Source organism: Microbacterium sp. NPDC087592 (assembly GCF_044743585.1).
Lineage (GTDB): Bacteria > Actinomycetota > Actinomycetes > Actinomycetales > Microbacteriaceae > Microbacterium.
This window is the reverse complement of record NZ_JBIUWT010000001.1, coordinates 397,205-417,693: the sequence shown is the minus strand read 5'-3', so window position 1 is coordinate 417,693 and position 20,489 is coordinate 397,205. Positions and strand designations below refer to the sequence as shown.

Here is a 20,489-nt window from a genome sequence, read left to right as displayed (position 1 = left end):
TGAGTGGTACCGTGGATCCATGGATACCACCTTCGTCGCGCCGATGGGTGATCGCGGTCGGCTGGTCATCCCCGCTGAGCTCCGCAGCCGCCAGCATTGGGAGCAGGGCGTGCCGCTGCTGATGATCGAGACTGCGGGTGGGGTCATCCTGGTCACCCGCGAGCAGGCCAAGGCCCTCGTCAGGTCTCAGCTCGAAGGCAAAGACGTTCTGAAATCGCTCCTCGCCGAACGTCGGGCGGCCGCGAGCTCCGAGGACGCCGCTGCGTGATCGTCCTGGATGCGTCCGCACTCCTCGCATTCCTGCAGGGCGAACCCGGAGCCGATCGCGTGGAGGAGGTTCTCGACGATGCGGTGGTCGGAGCGGCGAACTGGTCCGAGGTCGCGCAGAAGGTGCGCGCATCCGGTGCCGACTGGGGCGTGGCGTCCGGACTGCTGCTCAGCTATCGATTGCGCGTCGAGCCGGTGTCGCACCGTGACGCCGAGGAGGCAGCCCGGCTGTGGAAGCGCGGGAGCGGCCTTTCGCTCGGCGATCGGCTGTGCCTCGCGGTAGCGGCGCGTCTCGATGCGGTCGCGCTCACGGCGGATCGCGCCTGGGGCGAATCCAAACGCGTCGAGCAGCTTCGGCGGTGATCTGAACCGCGGAGCGTCGCATCCGTGACGCTCCGTTTCCGGGTGTGAAGCCGGATGACGGTCCTCATGCCGCCTGAGCGCAGGGATCGTTACCGTCGGGCCATGACTCTTCTCCAGGACCAGCTCGCCGGCATTGCCGATGTCACTCCCGCCGAGCGCTCGCAGCGACTCACCGACGCGGGAACCGCGTGGAACGAGCGGATCGCCGCGGATGCCGCGAACGCACAGCTCACCTACCGCGTGAGCGGGCGGGGCATCGGCTCCGTCGCCACCGAGATCCGCGCAGGGAAGCACCGGTTCCTCGTCGACGAGCCCGGCGCGCTGGCCGGGGACGACGTGGCCGCGAGCCCCGTCGAGTACGCGCTGGGTGCGCTCATCTCGTGTCAGGTGGTCGTGTACCGGCTCTACGCGCAGGCGCTCGGTCTCACTATCGACCAGATCGAGATCACGGCGGAGGGCGACCTCGATGTGCGCAAGCTCTTCGGCATCGACGAGTCGGGGAGGGCGGGCTTCCACGATGTCCGGGTCTCGGTCGACATCACGGGCCCGGACGGCGCCGAGCAGTACGAGAACCTGCGCGCCGTCGTCGATGCGCACTGCCCCGTGTTCGATCTCTTCGCGGCGCCCGTGCCGATATCGAGCGCTCTCGCCTGAGCGCGGTTCGGTGCGTGGCGTCCACGCCTGATAGCCTGGTCGGCTCGGCATGCGCGGGCGGAAGGACGGCCACGCACCGTGGGCTACATCGATGTCTCCAGCGTCTCACTGACGCTCCCCGACGGCAGACCGCTTCTCGACGAGGCGACTTTTCGGGTCGGCGCCGGCTCCACCAGCGCCCTGATCGGCCCGAACGGGGCGGGCAAGACCACCCTGCTGCGGATCATCCGCGGCGATCAGGCGGCCGATGACGGGGTCGTGACCATCGACGGCGGACTCGGCGTCATGGATCAGTTCGTCGGTCACGGCGAGGCGGGCGAGACGGTGCACCAGCTGCTGACGCGCGTCGCCCCGGCCCGTATTCGCGCGGCGGCCGAAGCTCTCGAGGCCGCCGAGAACGCACTGATCGAGCGCGACGAGCACGACACGCAGATGGCGTACGCGTCGGCGATCTCCGAGTACGCGGACGCCGGCGGCTACGAGCACGAGACCGTCTGGGATCAGTGCACGGTCGCAGCGCTCGGCGTGCCGTTCGAGCGGGCGCGATATCGCGAGCTCACGACGCTCTCCGGCGGCGAGCAGAAGCGGCTCGCGCTCGAAGCCCTGCTGCGCGGACCCGACGAGGTGCTGCTGCTCGACGAGCCCGACAACTACCTCGATGTCCCGACCAAGCGGTGGTTGGAGGAGCAGCTTCGTCAGACGCCCAAGACCGTGCTGCTCGTATCGCACGACCGGGAGTTGCTCGCCCGTGCCGTCGACCGGCTGATCACGCTCGAGCCGGGCGGCGCCGGTGCCACGGCGTGGGTGCACGGTGGAGGGTTCGCCACCTACCAGCAAGCGCGGACCGACCGGATGGACCGCCTCGACGAGCTGCGTCGGCGCTGGGACGAGCAGCACGAGAAGCTGCGCACGCTGGTCGCGAACCTCAAGGTGAAGGCGTCGGCGAACGACGGCTTCGCCTCGCGCTATCAGGCGGCGCAGACCCGCCTGCGCAAGTTCGAGGAGGCGGGGCCGCCCGAGGAGCGGCCGCCCGCGCAGGACTTCGACATGCGTCTGCGCGGCTCCCGCACCGGCAAGCGGGCCGTGGTCGCACAGCGTCTCGAGTTGACCGGGCTCATGCGTGCCTTCGATGCGGAGGTCTGGTACGGCGACCGGGTCGCAGTGCTCGGTTCGAACGGATCGGGCAAGTCGCACTTCCTGCGACTGCTCGCGCGCGGCGGCAGCGACCCTGATGCCACCCTCGGCCATGTCACGACGACCGGAGAGCAGGTCAGCGCGGTCGCGCACACCGGCACGGCGACTCTCGGTGCACGCGTCGTGCCGGGGCTGTTCGCGCAGACCCATGCGCACCCGGAGTTCGTCGGGCGCACGCTGCTGGAGATCCTGCACCGCGGCGACGATCGTCGTGCGGGGATGCCTCGGGATGCCGCGAGTTCGGCGCTCGACCGGTACGGGCTCGTGCGGCAGGCGCAGCAGACGTTCGACTCGCTGTCGGGCGGGCAGCAGGCGCGGTTCCAGGTGCTGCTGCTCGAGCTGTCCGGGGCGACGCTGCTGCTGCTGGACGAACCCACCGACAACCTCGATCTGGAATCGGCCGAGGCGCTGGAGCAGGCCCTGGCGCGATTCGAGGGGACCGTGCTGGCGGTGACGCACGACCGCTGGTTCGCCCGGTCGTTCGACCGTTTCCTGGTCTTCGGGTCGGACGGCGACGTCTACGAATCGGACGAGCCCGTGTGGGACGAGAAGCGGGTCGCTCGGACGCGCTGACGAGAGCAGAACCACGACCGACGCGAGTCCGCGGGTAAAGGGTGAAATAATACCGAGATGATAGATCTCGGGGACATCACTCACGCACGCGGATCAGTGGTTGCGCTCCTGCAACGGAGCGGCCTGGTCGACCGACCTCGGTTGCGGCGGATCTTCGACGCCTTCGAGCGTGAGATCAGGGTCGTGGGTATCTGGGCTCCCGCCGGCTCGGGCAAGTCCGTGCTACTCCGGCAGTGGATGGCCACCGTCGACGGCCTGGTGTGTTTCGCAGATGCCGCCGATGAGGCGCAGGTGTTCGACGCGATCCAGCGGAGCAGGGCGGCAGGTGCCTCCCGGGTGTATCTCGTGATCGACCAGCTGGATCGGTCGTCGGCGCAAGCGCGGGAGGCCATCGCGGCGGCGGTCGACAGCGGCGATGGCCGCCTTCGGGTGGTTCTCGCCGGCAGATTCGATGCACTTCCGGTGTCGCCCGCCAGGTGGGTGCGAACCAGCGAGATCTCCGGTGCCGATCTCGCCTTCACCGCCGACGAGGCGACCAGCCTTCTCGCGGATGTGACAGCCCCCACCGGGAAGCAGCTCCGCGGTCTCCTCGCCCGCACCGGTGGGTGGGCGACCGCACTCGTGCTCGTGCGCCGTCTGCGGGAGACGGGCGACGGCTCGGTGGTGGATCGGTTCGACGGCGACAGTCGCCCTGTCGCCGACTATCTCGTCACCGAGGTGCTGTCCGCTCTCGATCCGGAGCAGGAAGAAGTGCTCGTCTGGTCGGCTGTCGCGCCGACGGTATCGGCAGCACTCGCCGTCACGGTGACGGGGAGTCCCGACGCCGGTCGTGTTCTCGAGCAGCTCGCCTGTGCCAACTCGCTCGTGATGCGACAGGACGCGGATTCCTATCGGTTCCATCCCATCCTCTGGGCGTTTCTCGCCGCAGAGCAGCGACGACGCGATCTCCCACGGGCGAACAGCGCCCACGCAGCAGCGGCGCGGTGGTTCTCGGCGAGGGGCGATCTGCGCAGCGCCCTCGCTCAGACAGTCCGGGCCGCAGACGCGGCCGCGCTCGCCGCCTTCCTCGATCAGCACGGCTACGAGTTGATCTTCCAAGGCGAATCCGGCCCGGTGATGCGTGCCGTCCGCGCGGTCGCGCCCCGGGACCGCGAGAGGCTGGAGGCGGATATGGGGCTGCTTCTCGCGATTCCGCACTTCCCCGATCGCCCAGGGGCAGCGCAGCTCCTCCGTGTCCGCACCCACGCCCAGCGGAGGGCTGAGCGGACCGCCGTGGACGAGATCGTGGACGCGCTGTGGGCGCACGCGAATCGGCGGCGGGGCGACATGCGGGACCGGCCGCCACTAGCCGTCGACGCGTCCTGCTCCCGCGGAACCGCACTCCTTCTCGAGTATGTGCAGGTGTGGACCACGGGAGGGGTGGATGGCGAGATGAACGACAACATGAGCGCGGCGCTCGTGCACCTCGGCTCGCCGACCGCCGACACCTCGGAACTGCGATGGTTGCGGACGCTCATCCTGGAGAGTGCGCTGTCGATCGTCTCCCGGGCGCCGAGTCGGGTCGACATGGAGCCTGTCCTCCTCCAGATCGAACGTGACCGGCTCAGTGGCGCCGATGAGCGGGATACCGTGGCTGCGCGCGCCGTCTGCCTCCAGGCGACGCGTGCCTATCACCGGGCCGACCCTCTCTCGACGAGCGTGCTGGAGCACTGGAGTCCTCGTGCCGGCGCACGCCTCGACCACTTGACGCAGATGCTCCTCGCGCTCGACGAGCTCACCCGCCGTGGGGGCGGCGCCGCGCTCGCGCGGGTGGTGGCTCTGATCGAGAACGACCTCTCCGACACGGTCTCCAGCCTCGCCTATGCCGTGGTTCCTGCGATCGGGTCCGCCATCCGCCAGGGTGACCTGCCGCTGGCAGACCGGCTCCTGGCGCGCTGTCGTCGTGTTCTCGGCGAATACAGCGTCGAATCGGCGACAGCGGCTTTCCTCCGGCATCCGAACCGTGAGGGCGATCACGTCCTCCGTGAGGCCTTGGCGGGCGGTGCTCCACGATTCACCCCGCTGGCTCTGGCCTCTGCCTGGGTGGCTCTTGCCGTTCACGCGCACCGCCACAGACGCGACGCGTCGGCGACCGCGGCGATCCTGAACGCGCTGATGTGCGCGGCGCCGCTGGGGGCCGTGCGGCCGTTCCTCCAGGAGGGGAACGAGCCGTCGGTCGTGCTGCGTGCACGCATCGAACGGTTGGGGGCGTGGCGGCCTGTGGCAGAGGAGATCCTCGCGCATCCGGACATGGCGATGTCGGAGAAGGCCGCGACCGTCACGATCGCGAAGCTCACGGCGCGGGAACAGGAGTTGCTGCGGGAGCTTCCCGCCCACCAGAGCATCGCCGAGATCGCAGGGCGTCGGTACGTCAGCGCCAACACCGTCAAGTCGCAGCTGCGAAGCATCTACAGCAAGCTGCAGGTCAACGGACGTGCCGAGGCGGTCGAGGCTGCTCGCCGTGTCGGTCTGCTCTGACCGGATCGACCGGGGAGGGGCTCGCCGTCGCGTGAGACCACGAGCCCCTGCTTCGCCTCGGATCAGCCCGCGAGCACGCGCGTCTTGATCTGCTCGTACTCCGCAGCGGTGATGGTGCCGCCGTCGAGGAGGGCCTTCGCCTTCGCGATCTCGTCGCTCGGGCTGCTGCCGGCCACGGACTTGATGTAGTCGGCGGCGGCGGATTGCGCGGCCTGCGTTTCGCGGACGCCGCGCTCCGCCATCCCTCCACCGCGGGCGATCAGGTAGATCAGCGCGGTGAGGAACGGGACGAAGACCAGGAAGAGCAGCCAGGCTGCCTTCGCCCACCCGTTCAGCTTGTGATCGCGGAACAGGTCCGTGATGATCGCGAACAGCGCGAACAGGTACGCGAACAGGACGAACACCGCCAGGAACCACCAGACGATGTCCCAGAAACTGGCCCACAGGGTCATGAAGTCACCTCTCATAGAGAACGGGACCCGCTCGGATCCCGCAGGCCAACGATCGCTGGCGATGGGAAGGTCGGTCATCCCCCCATCCGGGTGAAAGGCGGCGCACCCGGTGCTCGATGTCTTCGAGCGCCGTCGCCGTTCCGCGACGCTTCGAGCTCTGCCCGAGTCGACCGCCGCGCCCGGGTAGGCTGGAGGGGTGACCATGGAGATCGAGCTCGGCCGAGGAAAGCGCGCACGTCGCGCGTACACGTTCGATGACATCGCGGTGGTGCCGTCTCGGCGCACGCGCAACCCGGAGGACGTGTCGACCGCCTGGACGATCGACGCCTTCGGCTTCGGCATCCCGGTGCTCGGAGCCCCCATGGACTCCGTCGTCAGCCCGCAGACCGCGATCATGCTGGGTCAGCTGGGCGGACTGGGTGTGCTCGACCTCGAGGGTCTGTGGACCCGGTACGAGAACCCGGAGCCGCTGCTCGCCGAGATCGCCGGTCTCGACGAGGGCACGGCCACGGTCCGCATGCAGGAGCTGTACGCCGAGCCGATCAAGCCCGAGCTCATCACCCGTCGCCTCGCAGAGATCCGCGAGGCCGGCGTCACGGTGGCGGGCTCGCTCACGCCGCAGCGCACGCAGGAGTTCTACGACACCGTCGCCCGCGCCGGCGTCGACCTGTTCGTCATCCGCGGCACCACGGTCTCCGCCGAGCACGTGTCCAGCGTCGCCGAGCCCCTGAACCTCAAGAAGTTCATCTACGACCTCGACGTCCCCGTCATCGTCGGCGGAGCAGCGACCTACACCGCGGCACTGCATCTCATGCGCACCGGAGCAGCCGGCGTGCTCGTCGGCTTCGGCGGGGGAGCGGCGTCCACGACCCGCGCGACCCTCGGCATCCACGCGCCGATGGCGACCGCGGTCTCCGACGTCGCCGCCGCGCGCCGTGACTACCTCGACGAATCCGGTGGCCGCTACGTGCACGTGATCGCCGACGGCGGCGTCGGCACCTCGGGCGACATCGTCAAGGCGCTCGCCATGGGGGCGGACGCCGTCATGCTCGGCGTCGCGCTGGCCCGCGCCACCGACGCGCCCGGCCGCGGATTCCACTGGGGTCCCGAAGCCCACCACCCGAAGCTCCCGCGCGGTCGTCGGGTCGAGGTCGGCGGCATCGGCACGCTCGAGGAGATCCTCTACGGTCCTGCGCCGGTCGCCGACGGCACCGCGAACCTGATCGGGGCGCTGCGCAAGTCGATGGCGACCACCGGATACTCCGACCTCAAGGAGTTCCAGCGGGTCGAGGTCGTGCTCGCACCGTACGAGGCCTGAGGTTCAGCGCACCACCGTGACGACTCCTGCTCTGTTCCCCCCGACCCTGCGTGAGGTCATGCTCCGGGGACGCTGGATCGGCATGCTGCTGCTCTGCCTCCTCGTCGCCGGCGTGTTCGCCTGGCTCGGGCAGTGGCAGCTCGAGCGTGCGATCGAGACGGATCCGCCCGACCCCGGCGCCACCGAGCAGGTGCAGCAGCTCACCGAGGTCCTCGAACCGGGCCAGTATCTTCCCGAGCCGCTCGTGGGGCAGCGGGTGGAGACCTCCGGTGCCTGGGTTCCCGAGGACTTCATCGTCGTGTCGAGCCGGTTCAACGACGACGTCCAGGGCTACTGGGTCACCGGGCAGCTGCGCGTCGACGAGCGCACCTCCATCGCGGTCGCGATCGGTTGGGCGCCGGACCGGGCCACCGCGGACGCGGCGGTGAAGGCGCTCGAGGCGGGTGCCGACGGCTCTCCTATCGATATCACCGGGCGCATCATCTCGGACGAGGGCCCCCAGGTCCCGCCGCATTCCGATCCCGCACAGCTGGACAGGATGTCGCCCGCCGCGCTTCTCAGCCGCTGGCACGACATCGAGCAGCTCGACGTCTACCGCCCCTACCTGGCTTCGACCACCGCGTCGGCCGGTCTGGTCGACATCTCGTCGCCGGCCCCCGAGGAGATGTCGCCGGTGAACTGGCTCAACGTCTTCTACGCGGTGGAGTGGGCGATCTTCGCGGGGTTCGCGTTCTACCTCTGGTATCGCCTCGCGAAGGATGCCTGGGAGCGCGAGGTCGAAGAGTTCGAAGACGCGGCCGCGGCGGAAACCGTGTGATCGATCCGCGCATCCGCGCGCGTCACGCTGCGCAGTTGCGTGCTGCAGCCTCGCGATAGCGACCTTCGTCAGGGGTCGTCGAGGCCATCCGGTGAGCGCTCGATGACGAATCGGAAAACTCCGTTGAGGATGTCCGGACCGCTACGTATGCTCGCACCATGTGAGCATGCTGGGAGTTTCCCCTGTGTGCAGCGTCAGTCCTGAGAAGTGTCGAACCCGACCGAGGAGACAGCACCGATGATGTCCGCTCCAGACGACGAGAACCGCATGGGTTCCGTCTCGCACCGTAGAAGTCGGGGGCGCATCGGCGCTCTCGCCGTGACCTGCGTCGCCGCGTTGAGCCTCGGCTCGCTGGCCGCTGTGCCCGCCACCGCCGATACCACCGGTACGGGGGTGGTGATCAACGAGGCGTATCTCTCCGGCGGCAGCGCGGGAGCGGCGTTCAAGAACAAGTTCGTCGAGCTCTACAACCCGACCTCGGCGCCGATCACGCTCGACGGCATGTCGCTGCAGTACCGCTCCGGCACCGGGACCGGCGCCGCCAACGGTGTCGCCACGCTCTCCGGCGTGATCCCGGCCGGCGGCCACTACCTCGTGCAGGGCAACAGCAACGGCGCGAACGGCGCCGAACTGCCCGCTCCGGACGCCACGAGCACACTGACCCCGAGCGGCACCACAGGAACGCTGGCGCTCGTCGAGGGCACGGCGGCGGTGACCCTCACTCCCGGTTCGGTCGTGGGCGTCGACGGAGTGGTCGACCTGCTCGGCTACGGCACGTCGAACACGTTCGAGACGAAGGCTGCTACCCCGCCCGCCGGCAACACCGACGTGAAGTCGCTGAACCGCACCGACGGCGTCGACACCGACGACAACAGCGCCGACTTCACACTCTCGGCCACGATCACCCCGCAGAACTCCGGCGACACCGACCCGGGCACCGACCCGGGCGGCGAGCCGACGAAGGCGACGATCGCCGAGGTGCAGGGCACGACCGACGTCTCTCCGCTGAGCGGCAAGACCGTGCAGGTCGAAGGTGTCGTCACGGCCGACTACCGGACCGGCGGCTACAAGGGCATCGTCATCCAGACACAGGGCTCCGGCGGCGCGGCGGACGCGACTCCCGGAGCCTCCGACGGCGTGTTCGTCTTCCTGAACGCTCTGTCTCCGAGCCTCGAGATCGGCGACCTCGTCTCGGTCACCGGTTCCGTGAGCGAGTACTTCGGCCAGACGCAGCTCAACCCCGCTGCGGCCGCCGACGTCGAGGTGCTCACCGCGGGTGTCGGCGTTCCCGCCGTCACGCCCCTGCCCGCCACGGTGCAGGGTGCCGACCGCGAGCAGTACGAGAATATGTACGTGGCTCCCGAGGGCAGTTACCGCCTCGCGTCCAGCCACCAGCTGTTCAACTTCGGCTCGCTGTGGCTGAACGCCGGAGCCGACCTCGCGGTGAAGAGCACCGAGACCACGCGTCCGGGCGACGAGGCCGCGGCGATCGCCGCAGCCAACCGCGCCAACCGCATCCTGCTCGACGACGGCTGGTCCATCCAGGTGTCGAACAGTGGGCACCCGGGCGAGCAGCCGTACTTCACGAAGGATGCCGTCGTCCGCAACGGCGACACGGTCGACTTCGGCGACAACGGCTACGTGCTGCAGTGGGGCTTCAACGACTGGCGTCTGCAGCCCGTCGTGCCGATCGACGACTCCTCGTCCGCCGACCTCAAGGTCGGCTTCGAGGCGACGAACCCGCGCACCGCATCCGCGCCCGAGGTGGGCGGCGACGTCCAGGTCGCGTCCTTCAACGTCTACAACTACTTCACGACGCTCAAGAGCGAGAACTCGAACGCCCGCGGGGCTGCGAACGCGGCGCAGTTCGCGATCCAGAAGTCCAAGATCGTCGCGGCGATCAACGGACTCGACGCCGAGATCGTCTCCCTCATGGAGATCGAGAACTCGGTCAAGCTCGGAAAGCCCATCGACACGGCCCTCAAAGACCTGGTCGCGGGCCTCAACGCCGACGCCGGCAGCGATGTGTGGGGCTACGTTCCCACGCCGGCCACGCTGAACGATGCGGCGACGACCGACTTCATCACCAACGCGATCATCTACAAGAAGGACGCCGTCGAGACGGTGGGCGACAGCGCGACCGTCACCGACGAGACCGTGTGGGGCAACGCCCGCGAGCCGATCGCGCAGGCGTTCGACATCGACGGTCGCGTCGTCACGGTGGTGGCGAATCACCTGAAGTCGAAGTCGCCGCCCGAGGGGGCGGGCGCGGAGCCGGCCGACGGCCAGGGCTTCTTCAACGCCGACCGCGTGAAGCAGGCGAATGCGATCCTCGCCTTCACTGCCGACCTCGAGGAGACCACCGGCAGCAGTGACATGCTGCTGATCGGCGACTTCAACGCCTACGGCAAGGAAGACCCGATCAACGTGTTCACGTCGAACGGGTGGAGCGACCTCGTCGCCGACAAGACCGATGGCCAGTACACGTACACGTTCGACGGTGAACTCGGTTCGCTCGACCACGTGATCGCGTCGCCGTCGCTCGCCTCGTCGATCACGGGCGCAGGCGTGTGGGGCATCAACTCGCCGGAGTGGAGCGACCGCGGCTACGCGTACGGCGCCACCGACGAGGGCACGCCCTACCGGTCCAGTGACCATGACCCGATCATCGTCGGCGTCTCCTCGGAGATCCCGCCGGTGAGCATCGACGTCGTCACGGTCAACGACTTCCATGGACGGATCGAGGCCGACGGTGCTGCCGCCGGTGCCGCCGTCCTCGCGGGAGCCGTGAAGCAGTTCCGCGACGAGAACCCGAACACGATCTTCGCCGGTGCCGGCGACCTGATCGGGGCTTCGACGTTCACCTCGTTCATCAACGATGACAACCCGACGATCGACGCGCTGAACGCGGCTGGTCTCGATGTCAGCGCTGCGGGCAACCACGAGTTCGACCAGGGCTGGGAAGACCTGCGCGATCGCGTGCAGGAACGTGCGGACTGGGAGTACATCTCGTCGAACGTGTTCGTCACCGAGACCGGCGAGCCGGCGCTCGCACCGGCCTGGGTGAAGGAGCTCGACGGCGTGAAGGTCGGCTTCGTCGGTGCCGTCACCGAAGACCTCGACTCGCTCGTCTCGCCCGAGGGCATCAAGGACCTCGAGGTCCGCAGCATCGCCGACTCCGTGAATGCGGTGGCCGACGATCTGCGCGACGGTGACGAGTCCAATGGTGAGGCGGATGTCGTCATCCTGCTCGTGCACGAGGGCGCCTCCAGCGTCGAGCTGTCGAGCATCACTCCGGATTCGCCCCTTGGCGAGATCGTCTACGGCGTCGACGACGACGTGGACGCGATTGTCTCGGCGCACACCCACCTCGCGTACAACCACGTGATCGACGGCCGCCCGGTCGTCTCCGCGGGGCAGTACGGCGAGAACCTGGGCCTGATGAACATCAAGGTCGACCCGAAGACGAAGGATCTGATCTCGATCACCAACGAGATCAAGCCCCTCACCGCTGCGGGCAAGCCGCTGTACCCGGCGGTGCCCGAGGTGCAGGCGATCGTCGACCAGGCCAAGGCCGAGGCCGACGTGCTGGGCGCGATCAAGGTCGGCGACATCACGGCCGACTTCAACCGCGCACGCCAGAGCGACGGCAAGACGGAGAACCGCGGTGGCGAGTCCACCATCGGCAACTTCGTCGCCGATGTGCAGCAGTGGTCCACGGGCGCCGACCTGGCACTCATGAACCCGGGAGGCATCCGCGCGAACCTCACCTACGCCTCGTCCAACGCCAACGATCCCGCAGGCAACGTCACCTATCGCGAGGCGGCGACGGTACAGCCGTTCGCCAACACGCTGGTGACGCTGACGCTCACCGGTGCGCAGCTGAAGGGCGTGCTTGAGGAGCAGTGGCAGCCGGCGGGTTCGGCGCGTCCGTTCCTGAAGCTCGGAGTCTCGGAGGGTCTGCTCTACACCTACGACCCCACCGCGGCACAGGGCTCGCGGATCACGTCGATCACGCTCAACGGCACGCCGGTCGACCCGGCGGCGAACTACACGGTCGCCGCCAACTCGTTCCTCGCCGCGGGTGGAGACAACTTCTTCACCTTCAAGGAGGGCGCGGGCAAGCGCGACACCGGCAAGATCGACCTGCAGTCGATGGTCGACTGGTTCGACGCGAACAAGACCGCGAGCCCCGACCAGGCTCAGCGCGCGGTCGGTGTCGCCGTCAGCGCGGCGGATGCCGACGGTTACAGCGCCGGCGACCAGGTGACGGTGTCGCTCTCCTCGCTGGCCTTCAGCGCGGGCGAGCCGGCACCGGGCGATGTGACGCTCTCGCTGGGCGACACGGTGCTCGCCACCGGCGCCGTCGACCCCGCCGTCGTCGACACCACCGATGAGGGTGGGCGCGCCAGCCTCACCTTCACTGTTCCCTCGGGCGTCTTCGGCGAGCAGTCGCTCACTGTCGCGGTCGCCGGAACCGGGACGACGGTGCAGGTGCCGTTCACGATCGCCGGTGAGGAGGAGTTCGCCGGCACGATCGCCCTCGGGTCGTCCAAGGTGACGGCGGGCAAGAACCTCAAGGTGACCGGTGAAGGCTACGTGCCCGGTGAGACGGTGAACATCGAGCTGCGTCCGAAGAAGGGCAAGCCCGTCCAGGTCGGCACGATCCAGGTGGGGGCTGACGGTACGTTCAGCACCCAGGTCACCGTTCCGAAGAGCGCGCCGTCGGGCAAGTACACCGTGGCGGCGTCTCAGGCCGACGGGGATGCGGCGACCGCCACGGTCACCGTCAACCGCGCCGGCGGCATCATCGGTGCGATCCTCGACTGGCTCTGGGAGCTGCTCACCCGGTGGTTCTGATCGGGGAAGAGTGTTTCTGATCCGCTAGTCGGATGACACAGGCGAAGGCCGTCGGGAGCGATCCCGGCGGCCTTCGTCGTCGCTGTCGCGACTCGGCGAGCGTGACGGCTCGGGCGCGAACAGGCGTCTGGCCCTACGGCGTGAGTACCTGGACGTCGGCCTGCGCGAGGGCAGCGGCGATGCGCGGCGGAGGGGGAGCGTCTGTGATCAGGTAGTCCGCGCGCTCGAGCAGCGCGATCTGGGCGAAGAACCGACGCCCGAGCTTGGTGGAGTCCGCGAGGATGGCCGTGCGCTCGGCGCGCTGGATCATCTCCGACATCATGGCGGCGTCGCCGAGGTTCGACGTCGAGTATCCGGCCTCGTCGACCGCACCCACAGCGATCAGGGCGAGGTCACAGCGGATGTCGACCTCCGGGCCGCCCGGGGTCATTGTGAAGGTCACGGGGCCCGTCGTGGCCTGCGTGATCGACCGCACCGCCCCGCCGAAGACGTACAGGTCGCGGAAGACCGACGGTGACAGTTCGCCGGGGATGCGCAGGTTGTTCGTGGCGATCGTCAGATCGTGATGATTGCGCAGCGCACGAGCGACGGCGAGCGTCGTCGTCCCGGCGTTGAGCATCACGACGGAGCCGTCTTCGACGAGACCGGCGGCGATGCGCGCGATGCGCTCCTTCTCCTCCGTCTGCATGCGCAGGCGCACGTCGAGGGCGCGGTCCTTGAGCTGGCCGCTGGCTGCGCTGACCGCTCCGCCATGCGTGCGGATCAGGACTCCCTCTCGATCGAGTTGGTCGAGATCTCGGCGGATCGTGTCGATCGACACGGCGAAGTGCTCCGCCAGATCGCTCACGGTCACCTGACCGGTCTGCTCGACGTAGGTGGCGAGGTCGGCTTTCCGTCCGGCGGGGAGACGGCGTCGCTGTCCGGTCGCTGAAGCATCCATGCACCCATATCTAGCACAGGAACAGAGGCAACGCGGCATACTCGTGCAGAAAACGGCATGTCGACGAAACCCGGGGGCGTCCGGTTATGTCGCAGAAAGCCGGGGGTGCGGGTCCGAAAGTGTGAAGAATGCGCTTGACGAATCGGCATGAGACGGCATAACATGGCTCAAAACCGCATGAACAAGCATTGAAGCGCGTGATGCGGCACGATCTCAACGAGGAGAAGTGATGAGCACAGTCGGAAGAGGGCAGCGACGAACCCGAATGATCGTCGGCGCCGGAACCGCGGCGGTTACCCTTCTGGCCCTGGCGGGTTGCACGCCCGGCTCGGATGGCGACAGCGGCGGTGACGGGAAGGTCACCATCGAATTCGCGCAGTGGTGGGAGCCGGAACTGCCCGACGGCGAGTTCCGCGCACTCATCGACGAGTTCGAGGAGGCGAACCCCGACATCACCGTCGACCTGGTGAGCGGCCCGTACGCGTCCACCAAGGAGCAGCTCTTCGCCGGTGCGGCATCCGGCACCATGCCCGACGTGGTCGGACTCGACGGCGCGTGGGTGAACGACTTCGCCTCTCAGGGCGTCATCGCCGATCTGAGCGCGCTCATGAAGGAGTACGACTACGACGACAGCGAGCTGGCCAGCCAGATCCAGGTCGACGGCAGCACCTACATGATCCCGGTCGTGAACTTCGTCTACCCGATGTTCACGAACGACGACCTGCTCTCCCAGGCCGGGGTGAGCGCGCCCCCTCAGACCCGCACCGAATTCGCGGATGCGGCGGCCAAGGTGTCGGCGCTCGGCGGCGATGTTTCGGGCTGGGTGCTCCCGCTGTCCCTCGAATCGCCGAACGGCGTGCAGAACGACGTCATGTCGTGGGTCTGGGCATCCGGGGGCTCGATGCTCAAAGACGGTCAGCCCGACCTCACGAACGACGACGTGACCTCCGCAGTCGAGTACATCGGCGGGCTGTGGGACGACGGCGTCATCGCCTCGGGCTCCTTCACCATGAAGGAGCAGGACAAGGTCGAGGAGTTCACCAACGGCCGCGCCGGCATGATGATCGACTCGCTCGCGCACATCAACCTGATCCGCGAGACGAACCCCGATCTGAAGTTCTCGATCTCGGCGATCCCCGCCGAGGACGGCTACGACGGCGAACGCGGCATTCCCTACGCCTCCTGGGGCATCGGCGTCGCCGAGAACTCCGAGCACAAGGAAGCGGCGTTCAAGCTGGTGTCGTTCCTGATGAGCGAGCAGACGAACTCCGAGCTGTCCACGATGGCCAAGGCCTTCCCCGGAAACTCGAAGTCGGTCCCGGACTTCGTGAACGACGACGAGCTCTTCAAGACGGCGTTCGACATCTACCAGGCCGGCTACCCGGCGAACGAGTTCACGGGCCTCCCGGTCGCCGAAGACCTCATGCGCCAGTTCGGTGAGCAGCTCCAGGCGGCGCTCGACGGGCAGCAGTCGATCCCCGACGCGCTCAAGAAGGCGCAGGCCTCGTGGGAAGCGGAGTTCTGACCTCCCGCCTCCCCGCCTGAACGGGGTGCCGCATCGCGATCGCGATGCGGCACCCGACCAACCAAGGAGCTCGAGTTCCCATGAGTCTCAGAACAACCGACGACACCGAGGTGATCGTCACCGGAGTCGCACTCTCGCGGCGCCGACGGCAGCTGCGCAAGACCGGCGAGTCGTACGCCTTCCTCTCGCCGACGGTCATCCTGCTGTTCGTGCTGATGATCGTGCCGATCGTCATGGTGATCGGCTATTCGTTCCAGGACAACGTGATCCTGAACAAGTCGCCCGAGTTCGTCGGCATCGCGAACTACGTCGAGATCCTCTCCGACCCGCGCTTCTGGAAGGCGACGGGCAACACCATCCTCTTCACGGTGACGAGTGTCGCCGCCCACCTCGTGCTCGGCCTCGCCTTCGCGATGATGCTGAACAGCCCGCTCCTCGGACGGTTCTCGCGGTCGCTCTTCCGGGCCCTCTACGTGCTGCCGTGGCTGTTCACGGTCGCGGTCATCGCGGTCCTCTGGCGCATGCTGCTCGCCCCGAACGGCGTGGTCAACTTCCTGCTCAACACCGACATCGAGTGGTTGGCCTCGCCCCAGCTCGCTCTGGGCACGATCATCTTCATCAACATCTGGGCGGGGTATCCCTTCTTCATGGTGAGCCTGCTCGCCGGGCTCCAGGGCGTTCCCGCCGAACTCCACGAGGCGGCCACCGTCGACGGTGCGAGCGCCACGCAGCGCTTCTGGAACGTGACGATCCCGCAGCTGCGCCCGATCATCGTGAGCCTCGTGCTGCTCGACCTGATCTGGACCTCGCAGCAGTTCGCCCTCATCTGGATGACCACCGGTGGCGGCCCGATCGACGTCACCGAGGTGCTCAGCACCTTCACCTACAAGCTCGCTTTCGCCAAATACGACTTCTCGCTCGCGTCGACCTCTGCCGTGCTCGTGCTGCTGATGTCGATGGTGCTCGCCGTGTTCTACGTCCGTCATCAGAAAGCGAGGGACTGACCATGGCTCTCACCGCCCGCAACCAGCGTCGGGTCGGCAAGACCGGCCTCATGATCGGACTCCTCATCGGCGCGGTCTTCGCCGCGGGGCCCGTGCTGTGGATGCTGTCCAGCTCGTTCAAGTCGAACACGCAGATCTTCGAACTGCCGCCGCGGCTGCTGACCGACACGTTCTCGTTCGACGCCTACGTCGCGATCTTCACGAATGCCGAGACGATGCGGTTCTTCCTGAACAGCTACATCGTGGCCGGCTCCGTCACCGTGCTCACGCTGATCGTCGCGATCCAGGCCGCCTATGCGTTCAGCCGTTTCGAGTTCCGGGGCAAGCGGATCCTGAACGTGGTGATCGTGAGCGTGCAGGCGGTGCCGCCCATCACTCTGCTCATCCCGTACTTCGGGCTCATGGTCGGGCTGGGCCTCTACAACTCGTACGCGGGGCTGATCCTCACCTACATGGTGTTCACCCTGCCCTACGCGATCATCATGATGACCGGCTACTTCAACACGCTCCCGAAGGAGCTCGACGAGGCCGTGCGGGTCGACGGTGCCGGATCCATGACGGCCCTCTGGCGCATCCTGGTGCCGATCTCGGTGCCCGGCATCGTCTCGGTCGGCATCTACACCTTCATGATCGCGTGGAACGAGTACCTGTTCGCGCTGACGCTCACGCGCACGATCGACATGCGCACCGTGCCGATCGGCATCCAGCTCCTCATGGGCCAGCACTCCTACGAGTGGAACCAGATCATGGCCATGAGCGTGCTCGGGTCGATCCCCGTGCTCATCCTCTTCCTCTTCTTCCAGCGGTACTTCATCAGCGGCCTCACGGCCGGGTCCGTGAAGAGCTGAACGACGTCCCGTCCGGGGCTCCGACCACCACGAAACAGGAGATACAAGTGCTCTACACCGGCAAATCCATCCTCGACGTCGCGAACGCGAACAACTTCGCGATCCCCGCGTTCAACATCAGCGACTGGGCGATGTTCAACGGCGTCATGGACATCAGCGAGGAGAAGGCCGCCCCGGTCATCATCGCGATCCACCCCGACGAGGTCTCGCACATCACCACCGACCTGATCGCCGCGATGCACTCCCGTGCGCACCGTTCGAGCGTCCCCGTCGCCATCCACTGGGACCACGGCGGCAGCTACGAGCAGATGATCACCGCGATCAAGGCGGGCTTCACCTCGGTCATGATCGACGCCTCCCTGCTGCCGTTCGACGAAAACGTCGCCCTCACTCGAAAGGTCGTCGATGCCGCCCACGCGGTCGGCATCCAGGTCGAGGGCGAGCTCGGCACGATCGGCGCCAACGACAGCTACGGCGAGTCGGGCGCCGCCGAGATCATCTACACGAACCCGGCAGACGCCGTGCGTTTCGTCGCGGAGACCGGCGTCGACAGCCTCGCCATCGCGATCGGCACCTCGCACGGGCTGTACCCGGCAGAGAAGAACCCGGAGCTCCGTCACGACCTCCTGCAGGAGATCAAGGCCGCGGTCGGCATCCCCCTGGTGCTGCACGGCGGATCGGCGAACCCCGACTCCGAGCTGCGCCGCGCGGTCGAGCTCGGTATCAACAAGATCAACATCTCCAGCGACATCAAGGTCTCGTACCACAACCGCATGCGCGAGATCCTCGGCACCGACGAGCGCCTGCGCGAGCCGAACGCGATCCAGCCCGAGCCGATGGCCGCACTGAAGGCCACGGCGGCTGAGAAGATCGAGCTGTTCGGCGCAGACGGCAAGGCCGACCTGTACTGACCGGACGGCAGATCTCGAAGGGGAGGGCGATCGGCGGATGAGCGCTGGCGAGGACAGGCGGCTCGTACTCGGGCTCGGGGGAACGGTCGACTACGAACTGCGGTGGGATGCCGCCGTACTCGAACGGCTGGCCGCCGCGCACCACGTGCGGCGGCAGGAGCTGACCTCGACGGCGCCCATCGTCGACGAGCGATCGCTCCTGGTCGCCGTCCTCGCCCTCGTCGATGACGGTACGGGCGCGGAGCGCTTCGTCGCATCATCCGATGTGATCGAGGCGTTCTCCTCGCACTTCGAGTACGCCGTGACCCTGGGCGGCACCGGCGTGCGGGCCGGGCTCGTCCTGGACAGCTTGGGAATCCCCAGCATCCAGCATCTGGTGAGCATCGACGACAATGTGCGCCGGCTGCTGCCTCCCGGGGTGTCCTTCGTGTGCTCGGCGACGCAGGACACCCTGGATCCGCACCTGATCGTGCAGTATCCGGCCGGTGCACGCATACGACTGCACGACGGCGATGTCTTCTCGCCGGGACCCAATCGGCTGATCTTCGCCAACGATCCGCCGAACCGTGAGATGCGGCTCGCGGCCGAGCTGGGGGAGACGCTGGCCACCGCCTCCGTGCTCCTCGTCTCCGGCTTCAACACCATGCAGGACCATGCCCTGCTCGAGCAGCGTCTGGAGCAACTCCAGGAGGCGATGCTCCGGCTGCCCGAGGATGCGCTGGTCTACTACGAGGACGCCGGCTTCTACACGCGCGCCTTCGCGGAGACGGTACGCATCCGGCTCCTCCCCGGCATCGACGTGTACGGCATGAACGAGGACGAACTGCAGGAGTACGTCGGGCGGCCGGTGGACCTGCTCGATCCGGCAGACGTGGTCCGCGCCCTGGCCGACGTCCGTCGGATCATCCCCGTCCCCGCGCTGGTCGTGCATACGCGGTACTGGGCGCTCGCCATCGGAGCCGAGGCCGACCGCCACCGTGCCGCGTTGGAGAGCGCCGTGCGCGTGGCGGCCACCCGCTATCGGCTCGGTGACGGATTCACGGCGGCGCAGGCAGCCGAGACGGCCCGGATACCCCGGCACGGGAAGGGAGCCACCCTCGTCGCTGCCGTCACGGCGGCCGTGCCGGATGCCGTCGGCGTCCCGGCATTCGCCCTCGAGGTCGAACACCCGACCACGATCGGCCTCGGTGACACCTTCGTGGGCGGGTTCCTCGCCGCCCATGCCCAGGACGGAGAGTACCCGTGAAACCGATCCGGCTCGCGTCGAACCGTCCGGCCGAACGCTTCTACCGCGGCGGTGCCCGCATCTCTGCCTTCCGCGGGGAGCGCGAATCCGCACCGCGTGAGCCCGAGGACTGGGTCGGATCGACCACGACGATCCGCGGCGAGCAGGTGCTCGGGCTGACGACGCTCCCGGACGGGAGGGTCCTGCGCGATGCGATCGCCGAGGATCCCGTGTCGTGGCTCGGGTCCGTGCATGCCGAGCGGTGGGGAGCGGACACGCGTCTGCTGGTGAAGCTCCTCGACGCGGGACAGCGGCTTCCCGTGCACGCGCACCCGCACGACGATTTCGCCGCTTCGCATCTCGGCCGCGCGCATGGCAAGGCGGAGGCCTGGTTCATCCTCGAGGGAGGGACCGTGCACGTCGGGTTACGCGAGGAGACGACGGTCGAGGCGCTCGCAGACCTGGTCTCGCGCCAGGACGTGGCGGCGCTCCTCGGCCTGCTGCACGAGGTCGAGGTCCGCCCCGGCGATGTCGTCTGGGTGCCACCGGGTGAGCTCCACGCGATCGGTGCCGGGGTGCTGCTGCTCGAACTGCAGCAGCCGGAGGACCTGTCGATCCTGCTGGAGTGGGACGGCTTCGCCATCGACGGCCCCGGCGAGGGACACCTCGGTCTGGGCTTCGATCTCGCACTCGCCGCCGTCACGACCGCCGCGCGAAGCCCGGCGGAGCTCGCCGCCCTCGTGCATCCGGCGCCGCGGTCAGGTTCGGTCTTCCCGCGCGCGGCGGATCGGTACTTCCGACTCGAGCGGCGTCCGGTGCACGGACCGTCGGTCATCGAAACCGGGTTCGCGATCGTGATCGTCTCCGACGGCACCGTCGACCTCCGTGGCGAGGTGCTGCCGACCGGCGCCGCAGTCCTCATCCCGGCCGCCGCCGGCAGGATCGAGATCAGCGGCGACGCCGAGCTCCTGATCGCGCGGCCCCCGGCGTCGTGAGGCCGATCGCGCGGGATCGAGCGGCG

At 68.1% G+C, this 20,489-nt stretch carries 16 protein-coding genes; 14 read left to right on the top strand and 2 right to left on the bottom strand.

All coding sequences use genetic code 11. The features are described 5' to 3' along the window. Nucleotides 1-19 precede the first annotated feature (19 nt). The 5 genes from ACIOTO_RS01990 to ACIOTO_RS01970 all read left to right on the top strand — a co-directional run bounded on the left by ACIOTO_RS01990 (nucleotide 20) and on the right by ACIOTO_RS01970 (nucleotide 5,568). On the top strand, nucleotides 20-268 hold the full coding sequence (locus tag ACIOTO_RS01990) for an AbrB/MazE/SpoVT family DNA-binding domain-containing protein (RefSeq protein ID WP_400856186.1): 249 nt from the start codon (nucleotides 20-22) through the stop codon (nucleotides 266-268). Continuing rightward, entirely contained in the window at nucleotides 265-630 is a 366-nt protein-coding gene (locus ACIOTO_RS01985; protein ID WP_400856185.1) for a type II toxin-antitoxin system VapC family toxin, read from the top strand. The genes ACIOTO_RS01990 and ACIOTO_RS01985 overlap by 4 nt, the downstream gene beginning before the upstream one ends. Before the next feature lie 102 nt (nucleotides 631-732). After that, nucleotides 733-1,284, top strand: coding sequence for an OsmC family protein (locus ACIOTO_RS01980; RefSeq protein ID WP_400856184.1), 552 nt, complete (start codon nucleotides 733-735; stop codon nucleotides 1,282-1,284). A gap of 78 nt (nucleotides 1,285-1,362) precedes the next feature. Next, nucleotides 1,363-3,051: an ABC-F family ATP-binding cassette domain-containing protein gene (locus ACIOTO_RS01975; protein WP_400856183.1), complete on the top strand. Its 1,689-nt coding sequence runs from the start codon at nucleotides 1,363-1,365 to the stop codon at nucleotides 3,049-3,051. 57 nt (nucleotides 3,052-3,108) lie between these two features. Continuing rightward, nucleotides 3,109-5,568: a LuxR C-terminal-related transcriptional regulator gene (locus tag ACIOTO_RS01970; protein WP_400856182.1), complete on the top strand. Its 2,460-nt coding sequence runs from the start codon at nucleotides 3,109-3,111 to the stop codon at nucleotides 5,566-5,568. Nucleotides 5,569-5,630: 62 nt separating this feature from the next. Here ACIOTO_RS01970 and ACIOTO_RS01965 read toward each other — a convergent pair whose 3' ends face one another. After that, nucleotides 5,631-6,020, bottom strand: a complete 390-nt coding sequence (locus ACIOTO_RS01965) for a PLD nuclease N-terminal domain-containing protein (RefSeq protein WP_105711660.1) — start codon at nucleotides 6,018-6,020, stop codon at nucleotides 5,631-5,633. Nucleotides 6,021-6,222: 202 nt separating this feature from the next. Here ACIOTO_RS01965 and ACIOTO_RS01960 point away from each other — a divergent pair, with 202 nt between their 5' ends. The 3 genes from ACIOTO_RS01960 to ACIOTO_RS01950 all read left to right on the top strand — a co-directional run bounded on the left by ACIOTO_RS01960 (nucleotide 6,223) and on the right by ACIOTO_RS01950 (nucleotide 13,015). Next, a complete protein-coding gene (locus tag ACIOTO_RS01960; protein WP_029262261.1) occupies nucleotides 6,223-7,338 on the top strand; it encodes a GuaB3 family IMP dehydrogenase-related protein in 1,116 nt (371 codons plus the stop codon). A 58-nt stretch (nucleotides 7,339-7,396) separates the two neighbouring features. Beyond that, nucleotides 7,397-8,155: an SURF1 family protein gene (locus ACIOTO_RS01955; RefSeq protein WP_400858067.1), complete on the top strand. Its 759-nt coding sequence runs from the start codon at nucleotides 7,397-7,399 to the stop codon at nucleotides 8,153-8,155. Between the two features lie 237 nt (nucleotides 8,156-8,392). Then, a complete protein-coding gene (locus ACIOTO_RS01950; protein WP_400856180.1) occupies nucleotides 8,393-13,015 on the top strand; it encodes an ExeM/NucH family extracellular endonuclease in 4,623 nt (1,540 codons plus the stop codon). Nucleotides 13,016-13,148: 133 nt separating this feature from the next. Here ACIOTO_RS01950 and ACIOTO_RS01945 read toward each other — a convergent pair whose 3' ends face one another. Beyond that, nucleotides 13,149-13,955, bottom strand: a complete 807-nt coding sequence (locus ACIOTO_RS01945) for a DeoR/GlpR family DNA-binding transcription regulator (RefSeq protein WP_215067538.1) — start codon at nucleotides 13,953-13,955, stop codon at nucleotides 13,149-13,151. A 229-nt stretch (nucleotides 13,956-14,184) separates the two neighbouring features. Between ACIOTO_RS01945 and ACIOTO_RS01940 the strand changes: the two genes are divergently transcribed. From ACIOTO_RS01940 to ACIOTO_RS01915, 6 genes are all read left to right on the top strand, one after another. Continuing rightward, nucleotides 14,185-15,480: a sugar ABC transporter substrate-binding protein gene (locus ACIOTO_RS01940; RefSeq protein WP_091034933.1), complete on the top strand. Its 1,296-nt coding sequence runs from the start codon at nucleotides 14,185-14,187 to the stop codon at nucleotides 15,478-15,480. A gap of 80 nt (nucleotides 15,481-15,560) precedes the next feature. Beyond that, nucleotides 15,561-16,484 (top strand): carbohydrate ABC transporter permease, encoded by a 924-nt coding sequence (locus tag ACIOTO_RS01935; protein WP_215067536.1) that lies wholly within the window; start codon nucleotides 15,561-15,563, stop codon nucleotides 16,482-16,484. A gap of 2 nt (nucleotides 16,485-16,486) precedes the next feature. Then, on the top strand, nucleotides 16,487-17,332 hold the full coding sequence (locus ACIOTO_RS01930) for a carbohydrate ABC transporter permease (protein WP_091034929.1): 846 nt from the start codon (nucleotides 16,487-16,489) through the stop codon (nucleotides 17,330-17,332). Nucleotides 17,333-17,379: 47 nt separating this feature from the next. Then, nucleotides 17,380-18,243: a ketose-bisphosphate aldolase gene (locus tag ACIOTO_RS01925; protein ID WP_091034927.1), complete on the top strand. Its 864-nt coding sequence runs from the start codon at nucleotides 17,380-17,382 to the stop codon at nucleotides 18,241-18,243. A gap of 37 nt (nucleotides 18,244-18,280) precedes the next feature. Continuing rightward, nucleotides 18,281-19,489, top strand: a complete 1,209-nt coding sequence (locus ACIOTO_RS01920; protein ID WP_400856177.1) for an ADP-dependent glucokinase/phosphofructokinase — start codon at nucleotides 18,281-18,283, stop codon at nucleotides 19,487-19,489. Continuing rightward, nucleotides 19,486-20,463, top strand: a complete 978-nt coding sequence (locus ACIOTO_RS01915) for a class I mannose-6-phosphate isomerase (protein ID WP_400856176.1) — start codon at nucleotides 19,486-19,488, stop codon at nucleotides 20,461-20,463. Before ACIOTO_RS01920 ends, ACIOTO_RS01915 begins: the two co-directional genes overlap by 4 nt. The last annotated feature ends 26 nt before the right edge of the window (nucleotides 20,464-20,489 follow it).